Genomic DNA, 18647 nt, shown 5'->3' with positions numbered 1-18647 from the left:
CCTTTGCGACGGGCAAGTTGACGTATGTCTTCTGGGGGGTAAATCCCTGGAACATGCGTGCTGCCATGAATTCCTACCCTCGAAGGAATGTTGGCCAGTCAGGACAAGCCATGGTGGAGGCGGCAATCACCCTGCCGCTGGTGGTGTTCCTGTTGCTGGGCACGTTGCAGTTGTTCCTGATGTTGCAGGCGCGCGTGCTGGCGCAGTACGCGGCGTTCCAGGCGACCCGGGCGGGAAGCGTGGCGCATGGCGAGTGCGAGCGGATGACCCACGCGGCCATCCTCGCGCTGCTGCCCTCGTTCCACTCGTTCCTGGGCATGTCGAGCGCCACCGACGAGGTGCGGCATGGTGGCGGGGGTGGCGCGCCGGCGAAGCTGGCGGCGGCCTTCGGCGCGCGCCGGGACAACCGCTACCGGAGCGGCCTGGACGGCGTGCACACCGGCGGCATCGTGTGGATCAACCGGGCGCTGGTGGGGGGCGGTATCGACGGCCCGCAGGACCGCGCGTTCGACGACCCGGGGCACCTGCGGCGGCTGGAGGTGCAGCTCATCTACTGGTACCCGATGCGCATCCCGTTCGCGAACTGGGTGATGTCGCGCATGTTCATGGCGCAGATGGGCATCCAGGACTACACGGCCGCCAATCCGCTGATGCCCGCGGAGCGCAACGCCAACTGGAACGCGGGGGAGTTCTCCACGCCGCTCAACCTGGCGGGTGACATCCGCTCCGAGCTGGCCTCGCGGGTGGCTCGCGAGGAGTACGTCTTCCCCATTGAAACCAGCTTCACCATGCGGATGCTGACGCCCGCCAAGCGGCGCCACTTCGCCACCATGGACTGCCCCCGATGAAGCGCTCCCTGTCTCGCGGTCAGACGCTGGTGCTGTTCGTGCTGGGCACCTTGTTGATGGTGCTCATGGTCACCATGACGCTCTCCTTCTCCATGAAGGTGCGTGAGCGCATCGAACTGCAGACGGTGGCGGACGCGGCGGCCTACTCCAACGCGGTGGCCACCGCGCGCACCTTCAACAACATCGCGGTGATGAACCGCGCGCAGATTGGCCACGCGGTGGCGCAGGCGGGCGCCACCAGCCTGGTGAGCTGGGCCAGCCTCTACCGCGCGCAGCTCAACGCGGCCAACACGGGCTTCGGCATTGGCAAGAAGCCCTACCAGCTGGCCATGGCCACCGGCTGTCCCTGCGCCGCGAAGAGCTCGTGGTGTCGGGAGAAGTGCCGCTGCGGGCGCCAGGGCGTGTCCGACCTGGGGATGCTCCAGACGCAATTGCGCATCGAGCAGGCGCGCGTGGAGGCCGTGTTCCAGTCCATGGACTTCATGGTGAACCTCCAGATTCTCGCGCACCAAATCGCGCAGGGAGCGTTCTACGTCGCGCAGCAGGACAACTACCGCGACCTGCGCGACGCCCTGGGGAGCCAGCACTTCACGAACAGGATTCTGCGCAACATCGAGGGTCCGGGGAAGTTCGTGGGGGACTCCGCCTGGAGGGTGCCCGACATCGGCGGCGTCAACGAGGGCGAGCTGAGTGGCGGCATCGCCTGCACGGACGACGGCGCCGTCTGTGATTTGCCGCTCACCGTCGCGCACGCCGTCAACGCGGCCATGGGCAGCCGCGGCTTCCACTTCGTCACCCACCGCCAGTGGCGACTGGGGGACTACACCGCGCACCAGGCCAACCTGGACTTCGTCATCTGGCTTCCGGACGATGTGACGGTGCTGCCCACCACCAACGGGACGACGTACTTCGGCAAGCCGGGGCGGAAGGTGCCGCTGCTGCCTCCCTATGCTCCCGCGCTCACGGGAGATGAGCAGGGCCGCATCGGCTGGATGTACAACCACCTGCTGCATGGCGGAAACCCCGTCGCCTGTCCCGCGAGCGTCGCGGGGACCCAGTCGACCACGGCGTCCCTGGTGTCGTCGGGGGGCTTCATGCCCCGGCCCGAGCACAGGTGGACGGGCGGTGCTGATGCCGGTGGCCCCTTCAATCACATGCTGGCGCCCTGCCTGGGTGGGCCCTCGTCGTGCCCTGGCATCTGGCCGCCGTTCCTGGACTACAACCTCACGCTGCTGCTCAACGGCGAGGGCAACAACTACGGCCAGCCGAAGAACTTCGCCGTCGTCCAGAGAGACTTGATGGCGCGCAAGCTGGACCCGTGGGACCTGTCCTTCCGCTACCGCTTCGAGTCCGGAAGCGCGGGCAACGTGTACGACGCGACCAGCTTCAACCTGGCGGATGGCACGCCCAACAGCACGCAGACGGCGCTGTCCACGGGCATCGCCTACTACCACCGCGGTGAGAGCCTGGGCTTCCACCACTGGAGCGAGCCGCCCAACCTGCTCAATCCGTACTGGCGCGCCACGCTCGTGGGCGCGGACATCGACAACAATGGCGTGCGCGACGCCATCGGGACGTTGGGAATCAGCTCGCCCGTCGCGGCGCAGACCTTCCAGGAGCTGCGCAACGCGGGCTTCAAGGGGCTTCAGTGATGACACCGCGCCGCTCTCGTCGTCAGCGCCGGAACGCTCGGGGCCAGGCCCTGCTCGAAGCGGCCATCGGCACCACGCTGTTCGTCACCATCATCGCCTTCGGCATCCACTTCGCGGAGGTGGGCTTCCTGTCGCTGAAGGTGCAGGAGGCCGCGGTCTCCGCGCTGTGGGATGGCACGCACGGGGAGATGCACACCATCCCCGTCTCGTATGACGACGCGGAGGACTCCATGCGGGATGCCGCCGCGAACGCCGAGGCGCGCTACTCGGACTTCAAGGGCCTGTCCTCCGCTCCGGGCGCCGGCCGCATCACCCAGGTATTCACGCAGGGCACCGGCATGCAGGTGCGCTGCGGCATGGACGTGGGCGTGGGCTGGACGGGCGCGATTCCCACCCGGCTCGTCTACCGGGACAACGGCGGCACGGCGTGCGGCGCCCAGGCCACGCTGAGCACCTGGCGCTTTCCCAGCTCGTTCCTTGACGGCCCCTCGGACGGCGCGCTCTACCAGAAGCAAAACCTGGACAACTCCCTCACCAACCTCCGGGTCTGCGCGGTGGGCCGCGCGGTGGGCGGCACCTGCAACGGCCGCTTCTCCATGCTCGTGGATGACTGGGGGCTCGCGGGCCCGCTGGAGTCGGCCACCTGCAACATCTTGATGCAGGACCAGCTCATCCCCTGCACGAACGCGCCCATGCACGCGGCGGTGTGGTCCACCTACGCGCCGACGACGCTGCCCATCCCCACCGCCGCGAGCAACCTGGCGCAGGCCACGCTGTTCTGGAACCCGCTGCCTCCCACGGCGCTCGCCATGGTGGGCCTGGGCATGATGGAGAAGACCTTCTGGATGAGCGCGGCGGGTGAGGACGTCGTCAACTTCATCCAGGCCCCGCCCCTCATGGACCCCATCTCCCGCATATGGCCCACGACGCCGGGCTCCATCATCGGCGTCACCACGTTCCCGTATGGCGCGGCTCACCTGGAGCGCTTCGGCAATGGCGGCTGCTTCCTGGGAAAGGACTGTGATTGAGATGACGCGCGTGTCCCTCTCGGGTGGGCGCTGGATGCTGGGCCTGGGCGCCGTGCTCATGGCTCAGCTGGCGTTGGCGGATGGCAACCAGTGCAGCATGGAGTGCACCACCAAGGCCGACGCCACCATGCGCTCGTGCATGGACCGGTGTCCCTCGCCCTCGGACGACCCCACGAAGCCCGGGCCCTTCCAGTCCTGCGCCCTCCGCTGTCAGGAGAAGCAGGACAAGAAGTTCAACGAGTGCGCGGAGCGCTGCGTGGACCCGGAGGGCCTGGAGTCGCCCCGCAAGGGCAAGAGCGGACGGGTCCGTTAGATGGCGCGCGTGAGGAGCGGAGCCTGGGGTCTGCTGGTGTGGGGGCTGCTGTCCGCCGGACAGGCAGCCGCCCAGCGCACGCCCTTCAAGTGGGAGGTGCCTGGCGTGGTGGGCGTGGTGGAGGTGACGCAGCCGGTGCTCTCCAGCGGCGTCCCGGTGAAGCTCAGCGCGGTGCGCAGCAAGGCGCGGCCGGAGGACATCCTCCAGGCGCTGGTGGACCGCTTCCTGTCGTGGGGGCTGCACGTCCCGCCGGAGTCGCGGCAGCCGCAGCTGTTGCGCGAGCCGATGATTACCGCCATCGACACGCGCGCCTTCGTCTCCTACACGGCCATCCTCCAGCCCAATCCAGACGGGACGACGACGGTGTTCCTGGGACAGGCGGACCTGTCACAGGGGCCGCGTCCGCAGTCCAACGTCGCGCCCATCTATCCCGGGGGCGTGGGGATGATGCAGACGGACATGGAGGGGGCGCGGACGCTCGTCTACTCGGTGAGCGCGAAGGCGGCGGACGTGGAGGTCTTCTACCGCAACGAGCTGACCCAGGCGGGCTTCGAGGAAGTCGAGCCCCGGGTGTATCGCTCCAGTCAGGATGAGATGCAGCTCAAGCTGACCCCGGCCAAGGATGGCAGGCTGGCCGTCATCATCGTGCGGCGCACCGTTTCTCCCGAGGACGCGAAGCCCGCGGGTGATTGAAGCGCTGAACCGAGCGTGTTACGGGCGCTGTCGACATGAGCGACACGCCCTCCCAGGACAAGGACTTCAAGGACTCGGTCAACCTGCCGCGCACGGAGTTCCCGATGAAGGGGAACCTGGCGCAGCTCGAGCCACGGATGCTCGGCTGGTGGGCGGAGCGGGGCATCTGGGGAAAGATTCTGGAGAAGAACGCGGCGGGTGAGCCCTTCGTGCTGCCGGACGGCCCGCCCTACGCCAACGGCCACCTCCACGCCGGCCACGCGCTCAACAAGGTCCTCAAGGACATCGTGGTGAAGTACCGCAACCAGGTGGGCCGCCGGTGCGACTTCATCCCGGGCTGGGACACGCATGGCCTGCCGATTGAGCAGGCCGTCGAGAAGCGGCTGAAGGACAAGAAGGTGGACAAGCGCACCCTGTCGCGCGACGCCTTCCTGGAGCAGTGCCGCGCGTACGCGCTGGAGTTCATCGACATCCAGAAGGCGGAGTTCCAGCGGCTGGGTGTGTTCGGCTCGTGGGACGCGCCCTACAAGACGCTCGACTTCGCGTACGAGGCGCAGGAAATCCGTGAGCTGGCCGTCTTCGCGCGCCGGGGCATGCTCTACCGCCGCAAGAAGCCCGTGTACTGGTGTCTGTATGACCAGACGGCGCTGGCGGAGGCGGAAGTTGAGTACGAGGAGCACGAGTCCCCGTCCGTGTACGTGGCCTTCGCGGCCGGCCCTGAAATCGCCGAGCGGGTGCCCGCGCTGAAGGGCAAGGACGTCGCCTTCGCCATCTGGACGACGACGCCGTGGACGCTGCCGGCCAACCTGGCCATCTCCGTCAATCCGGAGCTGGAGTACGTGTTCTACCAGCTCGGCTCGCGCGTCATCTGCGTGGCCAAGGACCTGTTGCCCAAGGTGCTGGCGGAGGTGAAGTCGGACGAGCTGGCGGTGAAGCACGTGGAGTTGCCGGGCGGCGAGGTGTCCGCGGCGGCGCTGGTGGACCCGTCGCGCATCCTCGCGTACGCGCAGGGCCAGGATTTGGAGCACCTGACGTACCAGCACCCGTTCTACGAGCGCCGGGGCCGCATCGTCCTGGGCGAGCACGTGACACTGGATGCCGGTACGGGCCTGGTGCACACGGCGCCGGGGCATGGCCAGGAGGACTACGAGGTCGGCCTGCGCTACGGGTTGGACATCTACAACCCGGTGCGCCCGGACGGCCGCTACGACGACACGGTGGGCGAGGCGCTCACGGGCAAGCGCGTGTTCGAGGCGAACCCGCTCGTCATCGCCGTCCTGGTGGAGAAGGGCGCGTTGCTGAACGACGCGAAGGACACGGTGGCGCACAGCTATCCGCACTGCTGGCGCTGCCACAACCCCATCATCCTGAGCGCGACGTACCAGTGGTTCATCCCCATGGACGTGCCGTTCCACGGGGAGAAGACGTTCCGCCAGGAGGTGCTGGCGGAGGTGGACAAGGTGGAGTGGGTGCCCTCGTGGGGGCACAGCCGCATCCGGGGCATGCTGGAGACGCGGCCGGACTGGACCATCAGCCGTCAGCGCACGTGGGGCGTGCCCATCTGCATCGCGTACTGCGAGGGCTGTGACGAGTCGCTCGTGTCGCCGGAGCTGATGGAGAAAGTCGCGGCCCAGGTCGAGAAGGAAGGCGTGGGCGTGTGGTACCGCACGCCGGTGAAGGACTTCCTGCCCGAGGGCTTCAAGTGCTCGCGCTGTGGGCACGGGGAGTTCCGCCGCGAGACGGACATCCTCGACGTGTGGTTCGACTCGGCGTGCATGTTCTCCGCGGTGTTGGAGCGCCGTCAGCGGATTCCGGCGGACCTCTTCCTGGAGGGCAGCGACCAGCACCGGGGCTGGTTCCACTCGTCCATGTTGGTGGCGGTGGGGACTCGCGACATGTCGCCCTACAAGGCGTGCCTCACGCACGGCTTCGTGGTGGACGGCAAGGGCGAGAAGATGTCGAAGAGCCTGGGCAACGTGGTGGCGCCGGAGAAGATCATCCAGCAGTACGGCGCGGAGGTGCTGCGCCTGTGGGTGGCGGCGAGCGACTACCGCAACGACGTGCGCCTGTCGGACCAGATTCTCAAGGGCCTGTCGGAGGGCTACCGGAAGATTCGCAACACGGTGCGCTACGCGCTGAGCAACCTGTATGACTTCGACCCGGCGCTGCATACGGTGCCGTACGCGGAGCTGCTGCCGCTGGACCAGTGGGCGCTGGGCCGGTTGTCGGAAGTCGTCACGCGCGTGAAGCAGGCGTACGAGGACTACGAGTTCCACCTCGTCTACGCGACGGTGGTGGACTTCTGCGCTGGTGACTTGTCGGCGGTGTACTTCGACATCCTGAAGGACCGCCTCTACACGTGGCGCACGGATGGGAAGGCGCGGCGGGGTGCGCAGACGGTGCTGCACGAGGTGGCCTCCGTGCTGCTGCGGCTCCTGTCGCCGGTGATGAGCTTCACCGCCGAGGAGGCGTGGGGCTTCCTGCCCGGCAAGGCGACGGAGAGCGTGTTCCTGGCGGGCTTCCCGGAGGCGCGCGCGAAGCTGGAGCCCGCGCTGGCGGAGCGCTACGCGAAGCTGTTCGCGTTGCGCGAGGCGGTGCAGGGCGTGCTGGAGGCGGCTCGGCGCGAGAAGCGGATTGGCGCGTCGCTGGAGGCGCGGGTGCTGTTGATGGCGTCGGCTCCGGTGCGGGAGTTCCTGAAGGCGCACCTGGATGAGCTGCCCGGCCTCTTCATCACCAGCCAGGTGGAGCTGGTGGACGCGGAGGGCATCGACGCGATGTCGCTGGACGTGACGCGTGTGTTCGGTGAAGGCGTGAAGGTGCTGGCCGAGGTGAAGCCGGCGCTGGGCCACAAGTGCCCGCGCTGCTGGACGTACTCGGAAGCGGTGGGGCAGGGCGGCGACGTGTGCCTCAAGTGCCGCGAGGCGCTGGCCCCGTAGGCCACCTGTCCGGAACGTCCACGGGCTCGCAGCTCTTACGAGGTGCGAGCCCGTCGTGTCTTCCGCGTCAGCAGGGCCCGCGAGGTTTCGAGGGAAACGGGCCTGAGTCCGTGGCGTTGAGGGGGTTCAGAGGGCCGCGCACTCGGCAACGGGGCGGTCGTCGGCCAGCTTGGAGTCGCAGTCGAGGACGTTCGCCAGCCCCGTCAGCGGCTCCACCATGAGCAGGCTGCGCGCGCGACCGGAGGTGAAGGTGAAACGGAGGTTGCCCGGTGCCGCAGCCGTCAGCGCGGCCGCGTTGTCGAGCTGTCCCTGCATGCAGCCTAGCAGTGTCGCGGGGGCCACGGGCTTCACCGCGCGGCCCACGCCAGGCAGGTAGCAGAGGCCGTGAATCGCCTGCGCGCTCATCGTCTCCGGGATGACGATGTCCGGCCCCACTTCGTCGCAGCAGTCGGAGTTGGCGCGGCAGGTGGTGTTCACACACGCGGCCACGGGGCACGTGTTGTTGTCCCAGTCGTTTTCGCACTTCAGTCGCTCCCAGCGTGCCACCGTCCGCTGGCTGCCGTCTGGCAGCGTCACGTTCGGCTCCACCACGAAACGCACGGGCTGGTTGGTGGCCAGCGCCCGTTGCCGGGCGCGGAGCGCGGAGGACCACAGCTCCCGGGTGGCCGCCGCCTCGCGCTGCCCCTCGATGGGCCGTTGAATGCCCACCAGGGCCATGGACAGCATCAGGGCCACCACGGCCAGCGCTGTCATCAACTCCAGCAACGTCATTCCCCGCGTACGCATCTCACATCCCCGCGGGCAGCAAGCCCGCTGACACGAAGTTTCTCGGCGCCACCTGGAAGGTGAAGGTCCGCCGCTTGAAGCCATCCAACGGGAAGTTCTCCTCCGTCTCGTTGGGCTTCACGAGGTTCTGGTCCGAGCGCCGTGTGCGGATGACGAGCGAGATTTCGACCGCGCGCACCCGCTGCCGCAGCAGGCTGCGCAGCTCCGTGTCGGATGCGGGGGCATTGCCCGGCGGGCCGGAGTCCGCCTGGCACAAAGCGCCAGCGGCCAACGTACACGCCTCGATGGTGGGCCGGGCGGCGGCGGCATCCGGGAACCAGCGGTAGGCCGCGTTCGGTGCCGCCAGGTCGATGACGGCCTGACGAATCTTCATCTGCTCCACATCGCGGCTGACCGCCACCCACGTCGCGGTCCCTGGCGCAAGGTACTCGAGCGTGGGGATGTTGCCCGCCCAGTTCACCCGGTAGGCGGCCCCCACCGTGCGCATGACGAGCCACCCATCGCTCTTCCAGATGTCGCTGGTTTGGTCACTGCAGGGGCCCGTGTTGATGGCGTTGTTGTTGTTACCGGGGTTGGCGTTGATGCGGTCGGCCGCCTGCTGCACCTGGGTGACCTGGATGTGACACGCGACGTTGCCCGTCGGGTTCACGAGGATGGCTGGCGTCCGTTGCCCGGCCGGTGGTTGCAGGTTGGTGGGCGGATTGTCCCCCGTGCAGAACGTGGAGGAGTTGCCCTCTCGAATGGGGCCCGACCCACCACCACACGGCGCCATGACGACGAGGGAGCGAGGGTCGCCCCAGTAGAGCTGCAGCACATCCGAGCGCATGTCGGCATAGGGCGTGCCCGCGGGCGGAAGCCGGAAGGTGGGGTCCGCCGTGAAGACCGGCGCGAGCGCGACCTGCATGTCTGGCTCGTCCCACACTTGGATGGCGAAGCGATTGTCGCCCTCGGAGAAGGTGATGGGCGCGTTGCCCATGCCCAGGCCCGCGCGTGTCACGTCTCCGGCGAGCAGCTCCTTCACCGCGCGCCCGGTGACCTGCGCGACCATCGTCTGTTCCTCGAAGACGGCGCGCCGCTGCATCTGCATCCCCGCCACCAGCCCGATGCCCAGCACGACGACTCCCAGCGCGCTGGCAATCATCACCTCCAGGAGCGTGAAGCCCCGGGATTCATCCCTGCTCATGGTGCCACCCTTGTCTGCATGACCACCACCTGTCGCCCCGTGCGCCCCGGCTCGAGCCAGCTCACGGAGACGCGCACGTTGACCAGGTTTCCAATCGAGCCCGCCTGACCCGGGACCAGGTCGCGCGCGATATCCGGAGAGCCCCGGGAGCCCCCTTCGATGGAGCCCGGGACCCTGCTGTAGTCGACGTCCACCGCCACCTCGTACTCGCGCGCCACCACGCCCGCGGCGGGTGCGACCGTCAGCAGGTCCCCCTGGGCTGTCTGCCACATCTTCGTGCGCTGGTTGTCCAGCCCCGCCAGATTGGAGCAGGGCGGCTCCGCCGAGCACCCCATGGAGGCGATGTTCTCCAGCCTGCGCTCGGCGATGAGCTGCGCCTGGGTGGCAGTAAGAGTGCGGCGGTTGGAGGTGCTGATGTGAGTCACCAGCGTCATCACCGCCGCCACGCCCAACAACATCACCGCCATCGTCGCCATCACCTCCAGGAGCGTGACGCCCCGGGAGGCGCGTGACAGCCCGTACCTCATCGCGGCAGCCTCCCGTCCGGAATCGGGTCATACACGAGGATGCGCGAGCGCGTGGCGCCCGGGTTCGCCGCGCCGTTGTTCCACTTGTCGTCGCCAACCATCTTCATCTGACCGGTGGCGGTCAGGACGAACAGATGTTGGTCATGCACCACCGGCGCGCTCACGCCATGGCCTTCCAGGGAGGTGCCGGCCAGGCCCACCTCTCCGTTCGCGTCGGGTACCTGCGACGCTTGATAGAACTTTCCGCTGTCCGTCTCGCTCAGGTTGCACAGGTCCGCGGACGCGCCCACGGCGGTGGTGGCGTACACCTTGTCTCCGCTGAGCGACACGCCGCCCCACACGGCCTGACCGGGGTCCAGCGGCTCCATCCACAGGGGCTCGAGCAGCTCGCACGCCTCGGAGCCGTCCGGGTCCGTGTCCTCGAAGGCCATCAGGTGGTAGCGGTAGCCGGCCTTGTTCGCCGGTCCGTCTCCGTATTCATCCGGGTTGTCGGCGGTGCCGAAATAGAAGCGCACCACTGGCTCCGCGGCGTCTCGCACCACCCTCACCGCGATGTTGGAATAGATCTGCTGGAAGTGGGCCGTGTTGGCGGGGTTGTTCGCCGACGTGTCGTCGGTGGCCGCCACCGACGCGCTGGCCACCTTGCACGTCTCGACCTTTCGACCCGCGCGCCGGGCCGTGGAGATGTCCTCCAGGTTGATGCGGTACACATTGCCCGCCGTGGTTGGCACGTAGATGACGTCGTAGTTGCCATCCCGGTTCAGGTCCACCAGCGCGCTCTCCGCAGCGACGCCAGAGCCGTCATCCAGGGTGATGACACCGGCATACTGGCCGCTGGCGCCGTTGCCGAAGTTGAGCGGCTGGCCGGTCTTCATGTTGAGCAGATAGAGCGCACCGGCGCGGCTCGCCGAGGGGTTGTAGTCGGTGCCGACGATGGCGGTCCACACGCCTTCGGTGCCGGACCCCCAGCTCAGCCGCGCCACGGAGGGCGCGTGGCGCGAACCCGTGCCGTCCGGGAGCTGCACGGCCGCATTGTTGTTCGCCGCGTTGGTGAAGAAGTTGAGAATGGTGGAGTCGGCCAGGTTGAACTCCCACAGCGGTGTCGGGAAGTAGGTGGCGTCCGGGTTGGTGATGTCGAGCGCGAAGACGGCCGGGCTGTTGCGGCCGGACGCGGAGACGAGCACCGTCTTGGCTCCTTCGGTCTTCGACTCGATGGTCCGGGGGGTCCACGCGGGCTGGCCCGGAATCCCGAAGTCCACGTTGGCGATGGTGGGCGAGGCATCCATCTGCGGCCTCGGCGGGTTGGCCAGGCTCACGTGCTGAACGTAGTTGTTGATGTAGCGGTTGAGCAGCAGGCGCGGCAGGTAGGCGAACTTCTCCTCACCCGAGCCGTAATTACGCGGGGTGACGGGGTCGACGCAGGCCGCGCCCGTGGGATTGAAGTAGCCCCGCAGCTGAAAGCCGTCAGCACACTCGTCTTCCGCCGAGTTCCGGAACTCGCCCGACTCGAACGCGTGCAGGAATCCATTCATCGTGCCCACGTAGGCCAGGGTGGGGCGGTTCTTGAGACGCTCCATGAAGTTGCGCCGGTAGTCGTCACGCTCAGACGCCCGCGCGTTCTGGAACCAGGTGTCCAGATACGGCGGCACCGCGATAGCGACGGTGGACAGGTTGATGCCGCCCATCGCCCAGGGGCGCTTCACGTTGGACGGCCCCGGGCCGTGGCGGTCTTCCCAACCGTAGATCCACTCGCGCAGGAAGTTGCGGTCGTTGGTCTCGTCGGTGATGCGCTTCGACAGGGGAAGGGTGATGGAGGGGGTGCCGCACTTGTCGTCGAAGTTCAGGTCGTAGACGTAGCGCCCGTTGGCGTAGACGTCGCAGAGCGAGTCCGGGAAGAGGGGGCTGGTGCTCGCGTCGTCGTCCAGTTGGTCGCTGATGGTGGTGCGGTCGCCGTTGCTGGCCATCGTGATGAGCGTGCGGTTGAGTGGATTGTCGGAGCCGCGGAAGGACATGGCCATCACCCGGCCAGCGTCCCAGCGCTGGACGACCTTCGTCACTGTCGGAACCTCCGGGTCGTAGAGCGAACGGAAGTACAGCCGGCCGCGCACCGAAAAGTCCTTGCGGCCATCGTACGCGCGGACGGCGGCCTCGGGCAGCCCATCACCCGGCCAGTTCTTTCCCCAGGCCTTGCCGGGGGTCTCGTTCACACCCCAGACAATGGCATTGCCCACCGTGGACGGCGAGGAGCGCGAATAGCTGCCCGCGCGCACGGCCTGATAGCCCACGTTGACGTTGTTGATGACGGGCACGCAGTCTTCGTTGGGACTGGTGATGTTCACCTTCCAGCACAGTTGCGAGCCGGTGAAGCCCAGCTCCAACATGTCCAGCTCCTTCGTCCGCTGTGTCGGGGTGTCGAACTGCACCGGAATCCACTGTGGAGTGAGGTTCGGGGTGCACGTCGCATTGGCGCCGCTCGTGCAGATGTTGCAGTCCACCGCGATGGAGTACTGGATGGTGGGAGGTGGGGAGTTGGGGCGCGAGCAGGCATTCGCGCTTTTCTCGGTCCAGCACGACGTGCCGACCGTGCGGCAGCTGGGAGAGGACCGGGGCGGAGCGGGAAGCACGTCGTCCTCGCGCGTGAAGCGCACTCGAGTGATGAGGAAGTCCTCGGCGAACTGGGGCGAGATGTCTCCATCAGTCGTGTTTCCTCCGGACATGTCACCCGAGTTGACGACGCCTCCGTTCACCTTGTTGATGACGAACACCACGTCGTTGAAGTCGCGGTCACCACCTCCGGGGATGTCCTCGAACCCCAGAATCCAGCGGTAACGGTCTGTCGAGGGCGCGCCCACGATGACGTGGGGCATGGGGTTGCGCGTCGTGCCTGACGGTCGCGTCACCACCACGCGCTCCATGGGCATGTCCAGGAAGTTGTAGGTGGCCTCCGTCCGCAATCGGTGGAGGCTGGTGCCAACCTGCGTCTTCGGTCCGTCCAGCCAACCGCACAGTCGCTGGGGCGGCGTGGCTCCTGCCACCGAGCACGCGTCGTCGGGGTCCCCATCGGGATTGTCCCGGTTGCAGCCCGCCTCGTACGGACAGCCGATGTTGCGCGCGGCCACCACGTTGTTGTCCTCGCCGTTCTGGTCCAGGTTCCAGGCGGCCTTGGAGAAGAAGACGGAGATGGGCGAGCGCAGGTGGAGAAGGCACTTGCCGTTCGCATCCTGCTTGAGGCAGGGGAAGACGGTGCCGTTCCCATTAGGACCCGGGGAGTGGCCCGAGGAGTAGTAGACGACCAGGAAGAAGACGAGTTCCCGTCCGCCCTTGATTTCGCCCAGGTCCACGGTGCGGTCGTTGGTGGTCAGCCCGGGGTCGGGGTTGGTGCCGCGGACGACGCCCCGGTTGTCATACCTGGACACGTCGTAGTCCGGGACGCCGTCGTCGCCGTTCGGCTCGATGTCGGTCACGGGAGCGAGGTTGCCGTAGGTGGTCAGTCCGTTGTCGTCGTCGGCGAGCAGGAAGACCATCTGCCCGATGCCCTCGCCGCCGTTGGCCACGTCCTTGGGCTCCAGCAGATTCGGGATGCGCGGGAACAACCCCTTGTCGGAATAGTCATCGGCGGCCGCGTTGCCGTTGCCATGCAGCCTGCCCACCGCCTCCGTGGTCATCAGGTTCCCTGTCTGGCCGGGACGGGCATCAGCGATGCGGTTCGCGCCGGTGAGGTGCGCATACGTGGCCAGGCAGTCCGCCCTCATGGCGATTTCGGGCTCGTAGTAGGTCTTGCCGCTCAGGTCGGTGAAGGTCGTCGTGCAGCGCCGGTCGGGGTTGCCACCGCCGGTGCGAGGGCCAACATACTTGTCCGCCGAGTCGGTGGACTGGACGTTGAAGAGGGCCTCGTGCAGGTCGAGGATGCCGTTCGCGTTGGCGTCCAGCAGGTCGCCAGCGGCGTTTACGTAGCCCTCGTTGATTGCGTCATCCAGGTACAGGTAGCCCAGCGCGTGCGAGGCGCCTGCTGACTCGAACACGTAGCTGATGGTGACGCGCTGGTCGAAGGGGAAGGCGATTTGCTCGGCGTTGAGCTCGACCTGGTTGGTGTTGAGCTGCAGGTATGCGTTCGTGGTCCCTGGGTTGCGGATGAGGATGGGGTCCTTGTTGGGGTTCGTCCCGCCGCTCATGGAGCCGTAGCCCGACCCAGGGCCCTTGAAGCCGGCCTGTCGGTCCTGGTCCAGGTGGGACTCACACAGGTTGGTGGCCTGCTGGGCCAGCGCGGAGGACGTGGCCAGCACGAGAAGGACTGCAAGGGATTGGATGAGGGTATGCATTACTTCTTCCCCTGGGCTGGGCGGGACGAAGACGAAGGAGTCGTCGGGCGCTTCTTCGCGCGGCGGCTGGCGAGATCTTCCTGGAGCTGCTGACGCAGCAACTCGTCACGCGACGGAGGAGGAGGCCGGGCGCTGAGCAGCAGGTAGGCATGAACCTGCTCCACCTCGGAAGGCGTGATGCCCCGGGTGTCGCAGCGGGTGTTCTTCTGGACCTGACTGGGGGCCGTGAGCCAGGCACGGAGTTGTTCCGGCGTGCGGTTATGCACGAGCTCACCCAGCTCGAACCGGCGCTCTTCCTTCTGACGCTGGGGGCTGGGCGCGCCTGTCTTGGCGAACTGCTTTTGCTGCGAAGCGGGCGGATTGAGGGTGTGGCAGCCCGAGCAGACCTTGTTGAAGGCGTTCTTGCCCGCGTCGTCGGCGCCGGCGAGGCCCGGCAGCAGCAGGAGCGCGAGGAGAGGAATGTGTTTCATTGGGAGCTCGTGGGACGGCGGGTTCTAGGGGATGGTCCGCACGACGGTAGTGTCGGGAGAGGATTGGTCCTGCGTGTTGTTGAAGGTGTTGTCCGGGCCGCAGCCGCGGCTGGTGCAGCCGGGGCCGTTGGTGGCCGGGGAGTTCTGGTTGGTGATGAGCGCCTGGACGATGGAGCGCGTGGGACGACCCTGGGGGCTCACCACCTCGCCGACGGCGGCAATCCACACCTGACCATTTTCGTCGTCGGTTTCGTCCCCGTTGTCGTTGTCATCACGCACGAAGACGCGGTAGCGGATGTTGCGCTGCTCGGGGTAGTCCATGTACGGATCGCCTCCCTCGCTGGCCTTCTCCGTCTCGGGCATGGTGGCCGGCGTCAGGCTCAGGTAGTTCCAGTTACCCGCGCCCGCTCCTGGCAGCAGTTCCCGCCAGGCGGGAGTGGCGCCCGCGATTCCAATGTCCGCGACGATGGCGCCGTTGAGGCCCGCGAGCACGTTGCTGTAGGTCTCGTTGGTGCCCAGCCGCAGGCGCATGGCCTCGCGACCCTCCGCCAGCCCCGCCTCCGCCGCGAAGAACGCCTCCTTCTGCCGGCGCGCATCCGCCTGGGTGTCCGCCTCGCGGCCCACCACCCGGTAGCTCAGCATCACCGCCATCGTCACCACCACGACGACGCCAAGCGCGACAAGCAGGGTGAAGCCTCCGCTCGCTCGGCTTCGGGGTAGGTTTCGGTGCGCCATCTCACGGACTCCTGTGCGCGCCGCTTGGGGGAAAGCGACGGAAGTGTCGCCAACTCAGCAACTCACGTGCCCGTGGCGGGAAGCCCGCAACCCACTGAAATCCTTGTGGTAAGGGTTTTTCACCAGGAGTTTTGGGTCATTAGCGACCTCGCAAAAAGTGCGAGGGCACATGTTTTTGCGAGGTGCGGGCTTCACTGCGGGAGTTCCCAGGCGTGTGGTGGCCTGGGCGTGGATCAGCGCTCGGATTCGAGTGCGCGCAGACGGTCCACCAGGGCCTGCATGCGCTCCTGGTGCGAGCCGGCCCAGAAAACCCGGCGGCAGTCGGGACATTGCTGGAAGTGCGAGTGACGTTCCGCGACACCTTCGGGCACACGGCCCGTCACCTCGTGAGGTTCGGCGGGACTCAGGTTTGCGTTGCAGGCGATGCACCGGGAGAACGGTTTCATCCGGGCTCCAAGCCCATAGCGACGCACCACTTCCACCAACTGCTCCACGGGGTCCGCCGCGCGAGGGAAGTAGCCGAGCACGACTTCACCTCGCTTGAGCACGCCGATGTCGCGGGTCAGCACGACGCGGTGCTCGGTGCTCGAAATCCGCGCGAGCTCGTCGTCCGCGAAGTCGTTGCGCCACAGGGTGTCGAAGCCGAGCATCCGAAGGAAGCCGGACAGCCGGCCCAGGCCCACGTCGAGGACGAAGCGGGGCATTCCTTCCACGGGCTGGAGGGCCGGCCACGCCTCCACGAACGAGCCCGGCGCCACCCGATGCGCGAAGCCCACGGGCTCCGCGTTGACGCGCACCCCGTCCACTTCGGGATGAGGCGGTCCGAGTGACTCGATGAGGTCCTTGACCGAGGGCGAGCCCAAGGGCGTCACCTGCAGCGTCTCCTGCGCGCGCTTCTCCGGCGAGAGGAAGTCCTTCAGTCGGCCATGGAGTCGAACAGTCACCACCGGGTGCTCTTGATTCCGCCGCGACGGTCCCGACGTCTCGGCCGAGAGGATTGGGAGAGGTTCGTCACCTGATTTTCACCGCTGTAAATGTACGATTTGGCGGTAAGTCGCAGGACTGACGCCCGGGTCGTCTCCTATACTCCCGCGCCCGTCCGCATGCCGGTGCTGGCGGTCGACACCCCTTGAATCGTCATCATGGAAGCAGGCCCGAGCGCATGAAGAAGACTTTTTCCTACCTCGCGTGTGCGGCGGTTTCGCTCACGATTCTCGCTCTGGCCTGTGGTGACTCGGATCCACCGAAGACGCCGCTGCCCCTGGAGGATGGCGGGGTGCTGTGGGTTCAGTGTGATCCGCAGCGAGGGGCGAGTGCCTGTGGCGAGGGCGAGGAGTGCCGCTACGTCCCGTTCTATGACCGAGCCATCTGCGTGCGCCCGTGTGGACCGCAGGCCGTGTGTGGTCAGGAGGAGGCGGCGTGCTGCCCCACGGGCGAGGAGCGCGACGGCGGCGAGACGACCTTCTGTCTGCCCAGCGAGGTCTGCGAGGCGACCCCGGATGCGGGGGATGACGCGGGCGCGGGGGATGGCGGAGACGGTGGAGAGGAGACCGACGGCGGCTCGTCGGGCGACGACGGTGGTGGGTCCACGCTGGACGGTGGCGACATCGAGGTCGACGCGGGCCCTGGTACCGAGGTCGACGCGGGTCCCGGCACGGTGGTCGACGCGGGCACTGAGATTGACGCTGGCACGGTGGTCGACGCGGGCACTGAGATTGACGCGGGTCCTGGCCCCGGGACCGACGCTGGCACCGAGATCGACGCGGGCACTGCGATTGATGCGGGTCCTGGTCCTGGGACCGACGCTGGCACCGAGATTGATGCGGGCACCGAGATTGATGCGGGCACCGAGATTGATGCGGGCACCGAGATTGATGCGGGCACTGAGATCGACGCGGGCACCGAGATCGACGCCGGTCCGGGTCCTGGCACCGACGCGGGCACGAGCACCGACGCGGGCACGAGCACTGACGCCGGCACGGGGACGGGGACCTACACGAACATCCGCATCATGGCGGCGAACATCTCCAGCGGGAACGGGCAGGACTACGACCCGGGCCACGGCATCCGCTTGATGCAGGGCGTGGACCCCGACGTGGTGCTCATCCAGGAGTTCAACTACCGGACCGACTCCGTGGCGGACATCAGCTCGTTGGTGAACGCGGTGGGCAGCGGCTTCCATTACTACCGGGAGGAAGGCGCGCAGATCCCCAACGGCATCATCAGCCGCTGGCCCATCATCCAGTCGGGTGAGTGGAACGACACGCAGGTCTCCAACCGTGACTTCGCGTGGGCGCGCATCGACATCCCCGGTCCCAAGGACCTCTGGGCGGTGAGCGTGCACCTGCTCACCTCGGGCTCGGGCGCTCGCAACAACGAGGCGAACCTCATCGTCAACTACATCCGGGCGCAAATCCCGGAGAGCGACTACCTGGTCATCGGTGGCGACCTCAACACCGACAGCCGCTCGGAGTCCTGCTTCTCCACGTTCGCGGGCGTGGTCGTCACCAGTTCGCCGTATCCGGCCGACAAGAACGGCAACGTCAACACCAACTTCAGCCGGGGCAAGCCGTATGACCACGTCCTGGTGGACGCGGACCTGAACCAGTACCGCCAGTCCACCGTCATCGGCTCCAGCACCTTCCCGGGTGGACTGGTGCTCGACAGCCGCGTCTACACGCCGCTGTCGGAAATCGCGCCGGTGCAGGCCGGAGACAGCGCCGCCTCCGGCATGCAGCACATGGGCATCATCAAGGACTTCCGCGTCCCCGCCTTCTGAGTCGGTGACGTTCGCGCGCGGCGGCCCAGGCTCGGGTCGCCGCGTGCGCTCAGAAGCTCCACTTGTGTTTGTTGCGCTCGATGAAGCGCGCCACCGGTGGGATGCGCGCGATGAGCGGCGTGAGCACGAACACCGCCGCCAGTCGCAAGGGCTTCACCACCTGCGAGGCCGCGTAGGCCGCCGCCCACGAGCCCGCCTGCTCGCCAGCGCTCGACGGCTGGAAGCCCAGCTTGATGGCGAAATAGAAGCCCACCAGCACCAGGCCGAAGATGGCGTAGTTCGTCACCAGCGCCAGCGGGCCGTACTCCAGCATCAGCGTCTTGAAGCGCCCCATCAGCGTCGGCTTCTCGGGCTTCGCCGTCTGGGTCGGGGCGGGTG

The 18647-nt window shown here is 67.4% G+C and carries 15 protein-coding genes; 7 read left to right on the top strand and 8 right to left on the bottom strand.

What is annotated here, in order from left to right; genetic code table 11:
• The first annotated feature begins 110 nt into the window (after positions 1-110).
• The 6 genes from FJV41_RS19600 to ileS are packed head-to-tail and all read left to right on the top strand — an operon-like array spanning position 111 to position 7470.
• Positions 111-848, top strand: a complete 738-nt coding sequence (locus FJV41_RS19600; RefSeq protein WP_246137289.1) for a TadE/TadG family type IV pilus assembly protein — start codon at positions 111-113, stop codon at positions 846-848.
• Complete coding sequence (locus FJV41_RS19595; protein ID WP_141644033.1) at positions 845-2500, top strand: TadE/TadG family type IV pilus assembly protein; 1656 nt, start codon at positions 845-847, stop codon at positions 2498-2500. The genes FJV41_RS19600 and FJV41_RS19595 overlap by 4 nt, the downstream gene beginning before the upstream one ends.
• Entirely contained in the window at positions 2500-3528 is a 1029-nt protein-coding gene (locus FJV41_RS19590; RefSeq protein WP_141644032.1) for a pilus assembly protein, read from the top strand. Before FJV41_RS19595 ends, FJV41_RS19590 begins: the two co-directional genes overlap by 1 nt.
• A gap of 1 nt (position 3529) precedes the next feature.
• Positions 3530-3841: a hypothetical protein gene (locus FJV41_RS19585; RefSeq protein ID WP_141644031.1), complete on the top strand. Its 312-nt coding sequence runs from the start codon at positions 3530-3532 to the stop codon at positions 3839-3841.
• On the top strand, positions 3842-4534 hold the full coding sequence (locus tag FJV41_RS19580) for a hypothetical protein (RefSeq protein ID WP_141644030.1): 693 nt from the start codon (positions 3842-3844) through the stop codon (positions 4532-4534).
• Positions 4535-4569: 35 nt separating this feature from the next.
• A complete protein-coding gene (gene ileS, locus FJV41_RS19575) occupies positions 4570-7470 on the top strand; it encodes an isoleucine--tRNA ligase (RefSeq protein WP_141644029.1) in 2901 nt (966 codons plus the stop codon).
• Positions 7471-7596: 126 nt separating this feature from the next.
• On the opposite strand, the gene FJV41_RS19570 is transcribed toward ileS, so the two are convergent.
• The 7 genes from FJV41_RS19570 to FJV41_RS19540 form a co-directional block, all read right to left on the bottom strand.
• A complete protein-coding gene (locus FJV41_RS19570; protein WP_141644028.1) occupies positions 7597-8256 on the bottom strand; it encodes a pilus assembly FimT family protein in 660 nt (219 codons plus the stop codon).
• A gap of 1 nt (position 8257) precedes the next feature.
• Entirely contained in the window at positions 8258-9439 is a 1182-nt protein-coding gene (locus tag FJV41_RS19565; protein WP_141644027.1) for a PilW family protein, read from the bottom strand.
• Complete coding sequence (locus FJV41_RS19560; RefSeq protein WP_141644026.1) at positions 9436-9966, bottom strand: type IV pilus modification PilV family protein; 531 nt, start codon at positions 9964-9966, stop codon at positions 9436-9438. The genes FJV41_RS19565 and FJV41_RS19560 overlap by 4 nt, the downstream gene beginning before the upstream one ends.
• The gene (locus FJV41_RS19555) at positions 9963-14285 is read right to left on the bottom strand and encodes a DUF4114 domain-containing protein (RefSeq protein ID WP_141644025.1); all 4323 of its coding nucleotides are present in this window, start codon (positions 14283-14285) and stop codon (positions 9963-9965) included. Before FJV41_RS19555 ends, FJV41_RS19560 begins: the two co-directional genes overlap by 4 nt.
• Positions 14285-14755, bottom strand: coding sequence for a c-type cytochrome (locus tag FJV41_RS19550; protein ID WP_141644024.1), 471 nt, complete (start codon positions 14753-14755; stop codon positions 14285-14287). Before FJV41_RS19550 ends, FJV41_RS19555 begins: the two co-directional genes overlap by 1 nt.
• A gap of 24 nt (positions 14756-14779) precedes the next feature.
• On the bottom strand, positions 14780-15490 hold the full coding sequence (locus tag FJV41_RS19545) for a hypothetical protein (protein WP_181790767.1): 711 nt from the start codon (positions 15488-15490) through the stop codon (positions 14780-14782).
• Positions 15491-15723: 233 nt separating this feature from the next.
• Entirely contained in the window at positions 15724-16437 is a 714-nt protein-coding gene (locus FJV41_RS19540; RefSeq protein ID WP_141644023.1) for a Mut7-C RNAse domain-containing protein, read from the bottom strand.
• 215 nt (positions 16438-16652) lie between these two features.
• Between FJV41_RS19540 and FJV41_RS19535 the strand changes: the two genes are divergently transcribed.
• Positions 16653-18269, top strand: a complete 1617-nt coding sequence (locus FJV41_RS19535) for an endonuclease/exonuclease/phosphatase family protein (protein ID WP_141644022.1) — start codon at positions 16653-16655, stop codon at positions 18267-18269.
• A gap of 49 nt (positions 18270-18318) precedes the next feature.
• Here the strand turns inward: FJV41_RS19535 and FJV41_RS19530 are convergent.
• On the bottom strand, positions 18319-18647 hold a 329-nt coding region (locus FJV41_RS19530), incomplete at its 5' end, for a hypothetical protein (protein WP_246137288.1).

The sequence above is a fragment of the Myxococcus llanfairpwllgwyngyllgogerychwyrndrobwllllantysiliogogogochensis genome, assembly GCF_006636215.1.
GTDB lineage: Bacteria > Myxococcota > Myxococcia > Myxococcales > Myxococcaceae > Myxococcus > Myxococcus llanfairpwllgwyngyllgogerychwyrndrobwllllantysiliogogogochensis.
Note: the sequence above shows the minus strand (reverse complement) of the source record. Positions and strands in the feature narration are given on the sequence as shown.

Bases quoted from the DNA above. Each gene is read 5' to 3' on its own strand.
- FJV41_RS19600 (WP_246137289.1), top strand. From the start codon at position 111: ATGGTGGAGGCGGCAATCACCCTGCCGCTGGTGGTGTTCCTGTTGCTG.
- FJV41_RS19595 (WP_141644033.1), top strand. From the start codon at position 845: ATGAAGCGCTCCCTGTCTCGCGGTCAGACGCTGGTGCTGTTCGTGCTG.
- FJV41_RS19590 (WP_141644032.1), top strand. From the start codon at position 2,500: ATGACACCGCGCCGCTCTCGTCGTCAGCGCCGGAACGCTCGGGGCCAG.
- FJV41_RS19585 (WP_141644031.1), top strand. From the start codon at position 3,530: ATGACGCGCGTGTCCCTCTCGGGTGGGCGCTGGATGCTGGGCCTGGGC.
- FJV41_RS19580 (WP_141644030.1), top strand. From the start codon at position 3,842: ATGGCGCGCGTGAGGAGCGGAGCCTGGGGTCTGCTGGTGTGGGGGCTG.
- ileS (WP_141644029.1), top strand. From the start codon at position 4,570: ATGAGCGACACGCCCTCCCAGGACAAGGACTTCAAGGACTCGGTCAAC.
- FJV41_RS19570 (WP_141644028.1), bottom strand. From the start codon at position 8,256: ATGCGTACGCGGGGAATGACGTTGCTGGAGTTGATGACAGCGCTGGCC.
- FJV41_RS19565 (WP_141644027.1), bottom strand. From the start codon at position 9,439: ATGAGCAGGGATGAATCCCGGGGCTTCACGCTCCTGGAGGTGATGATT.
- FJV41_RS19560 (WP_141644026.1), bottom strand. From the start codon at position 9,966: ATGAGGTACGGGCTGTCACGCGCCTCCCGGGGCGTCACGCTCCTGGAG.
- FJV41_RS19555 (WP_141644025.1), bottom strand. From the start codon at position 14,285: ATGCATACCCTCATCCAATCCCTTGCAGTCCTTCTCGTGCTGGCCACG.
- FJV41_RS19550 (WP_141644024.1), bottom strand. From the start codon at position 14,755: ATGAAACACATTCCTCTCCTCGCGCTCCTGCTGCTGCCGGGCCTCGCC.
- FJV41_RS19545 (WP_181790767.1), bottom strand. From the start codon at position 15,490: ATGGCGCACCGAAACCTACCCCGAAGCCGAGCGAGCGGAGGCTTCACC.
- FJV41_RS19535 (WP_141644022.1), top strand. From the start codon at position 16,653: ATGAAGAAGACTTTTTCCTACCTCGCGTGTGCGGCGGTTTCGCTCACG.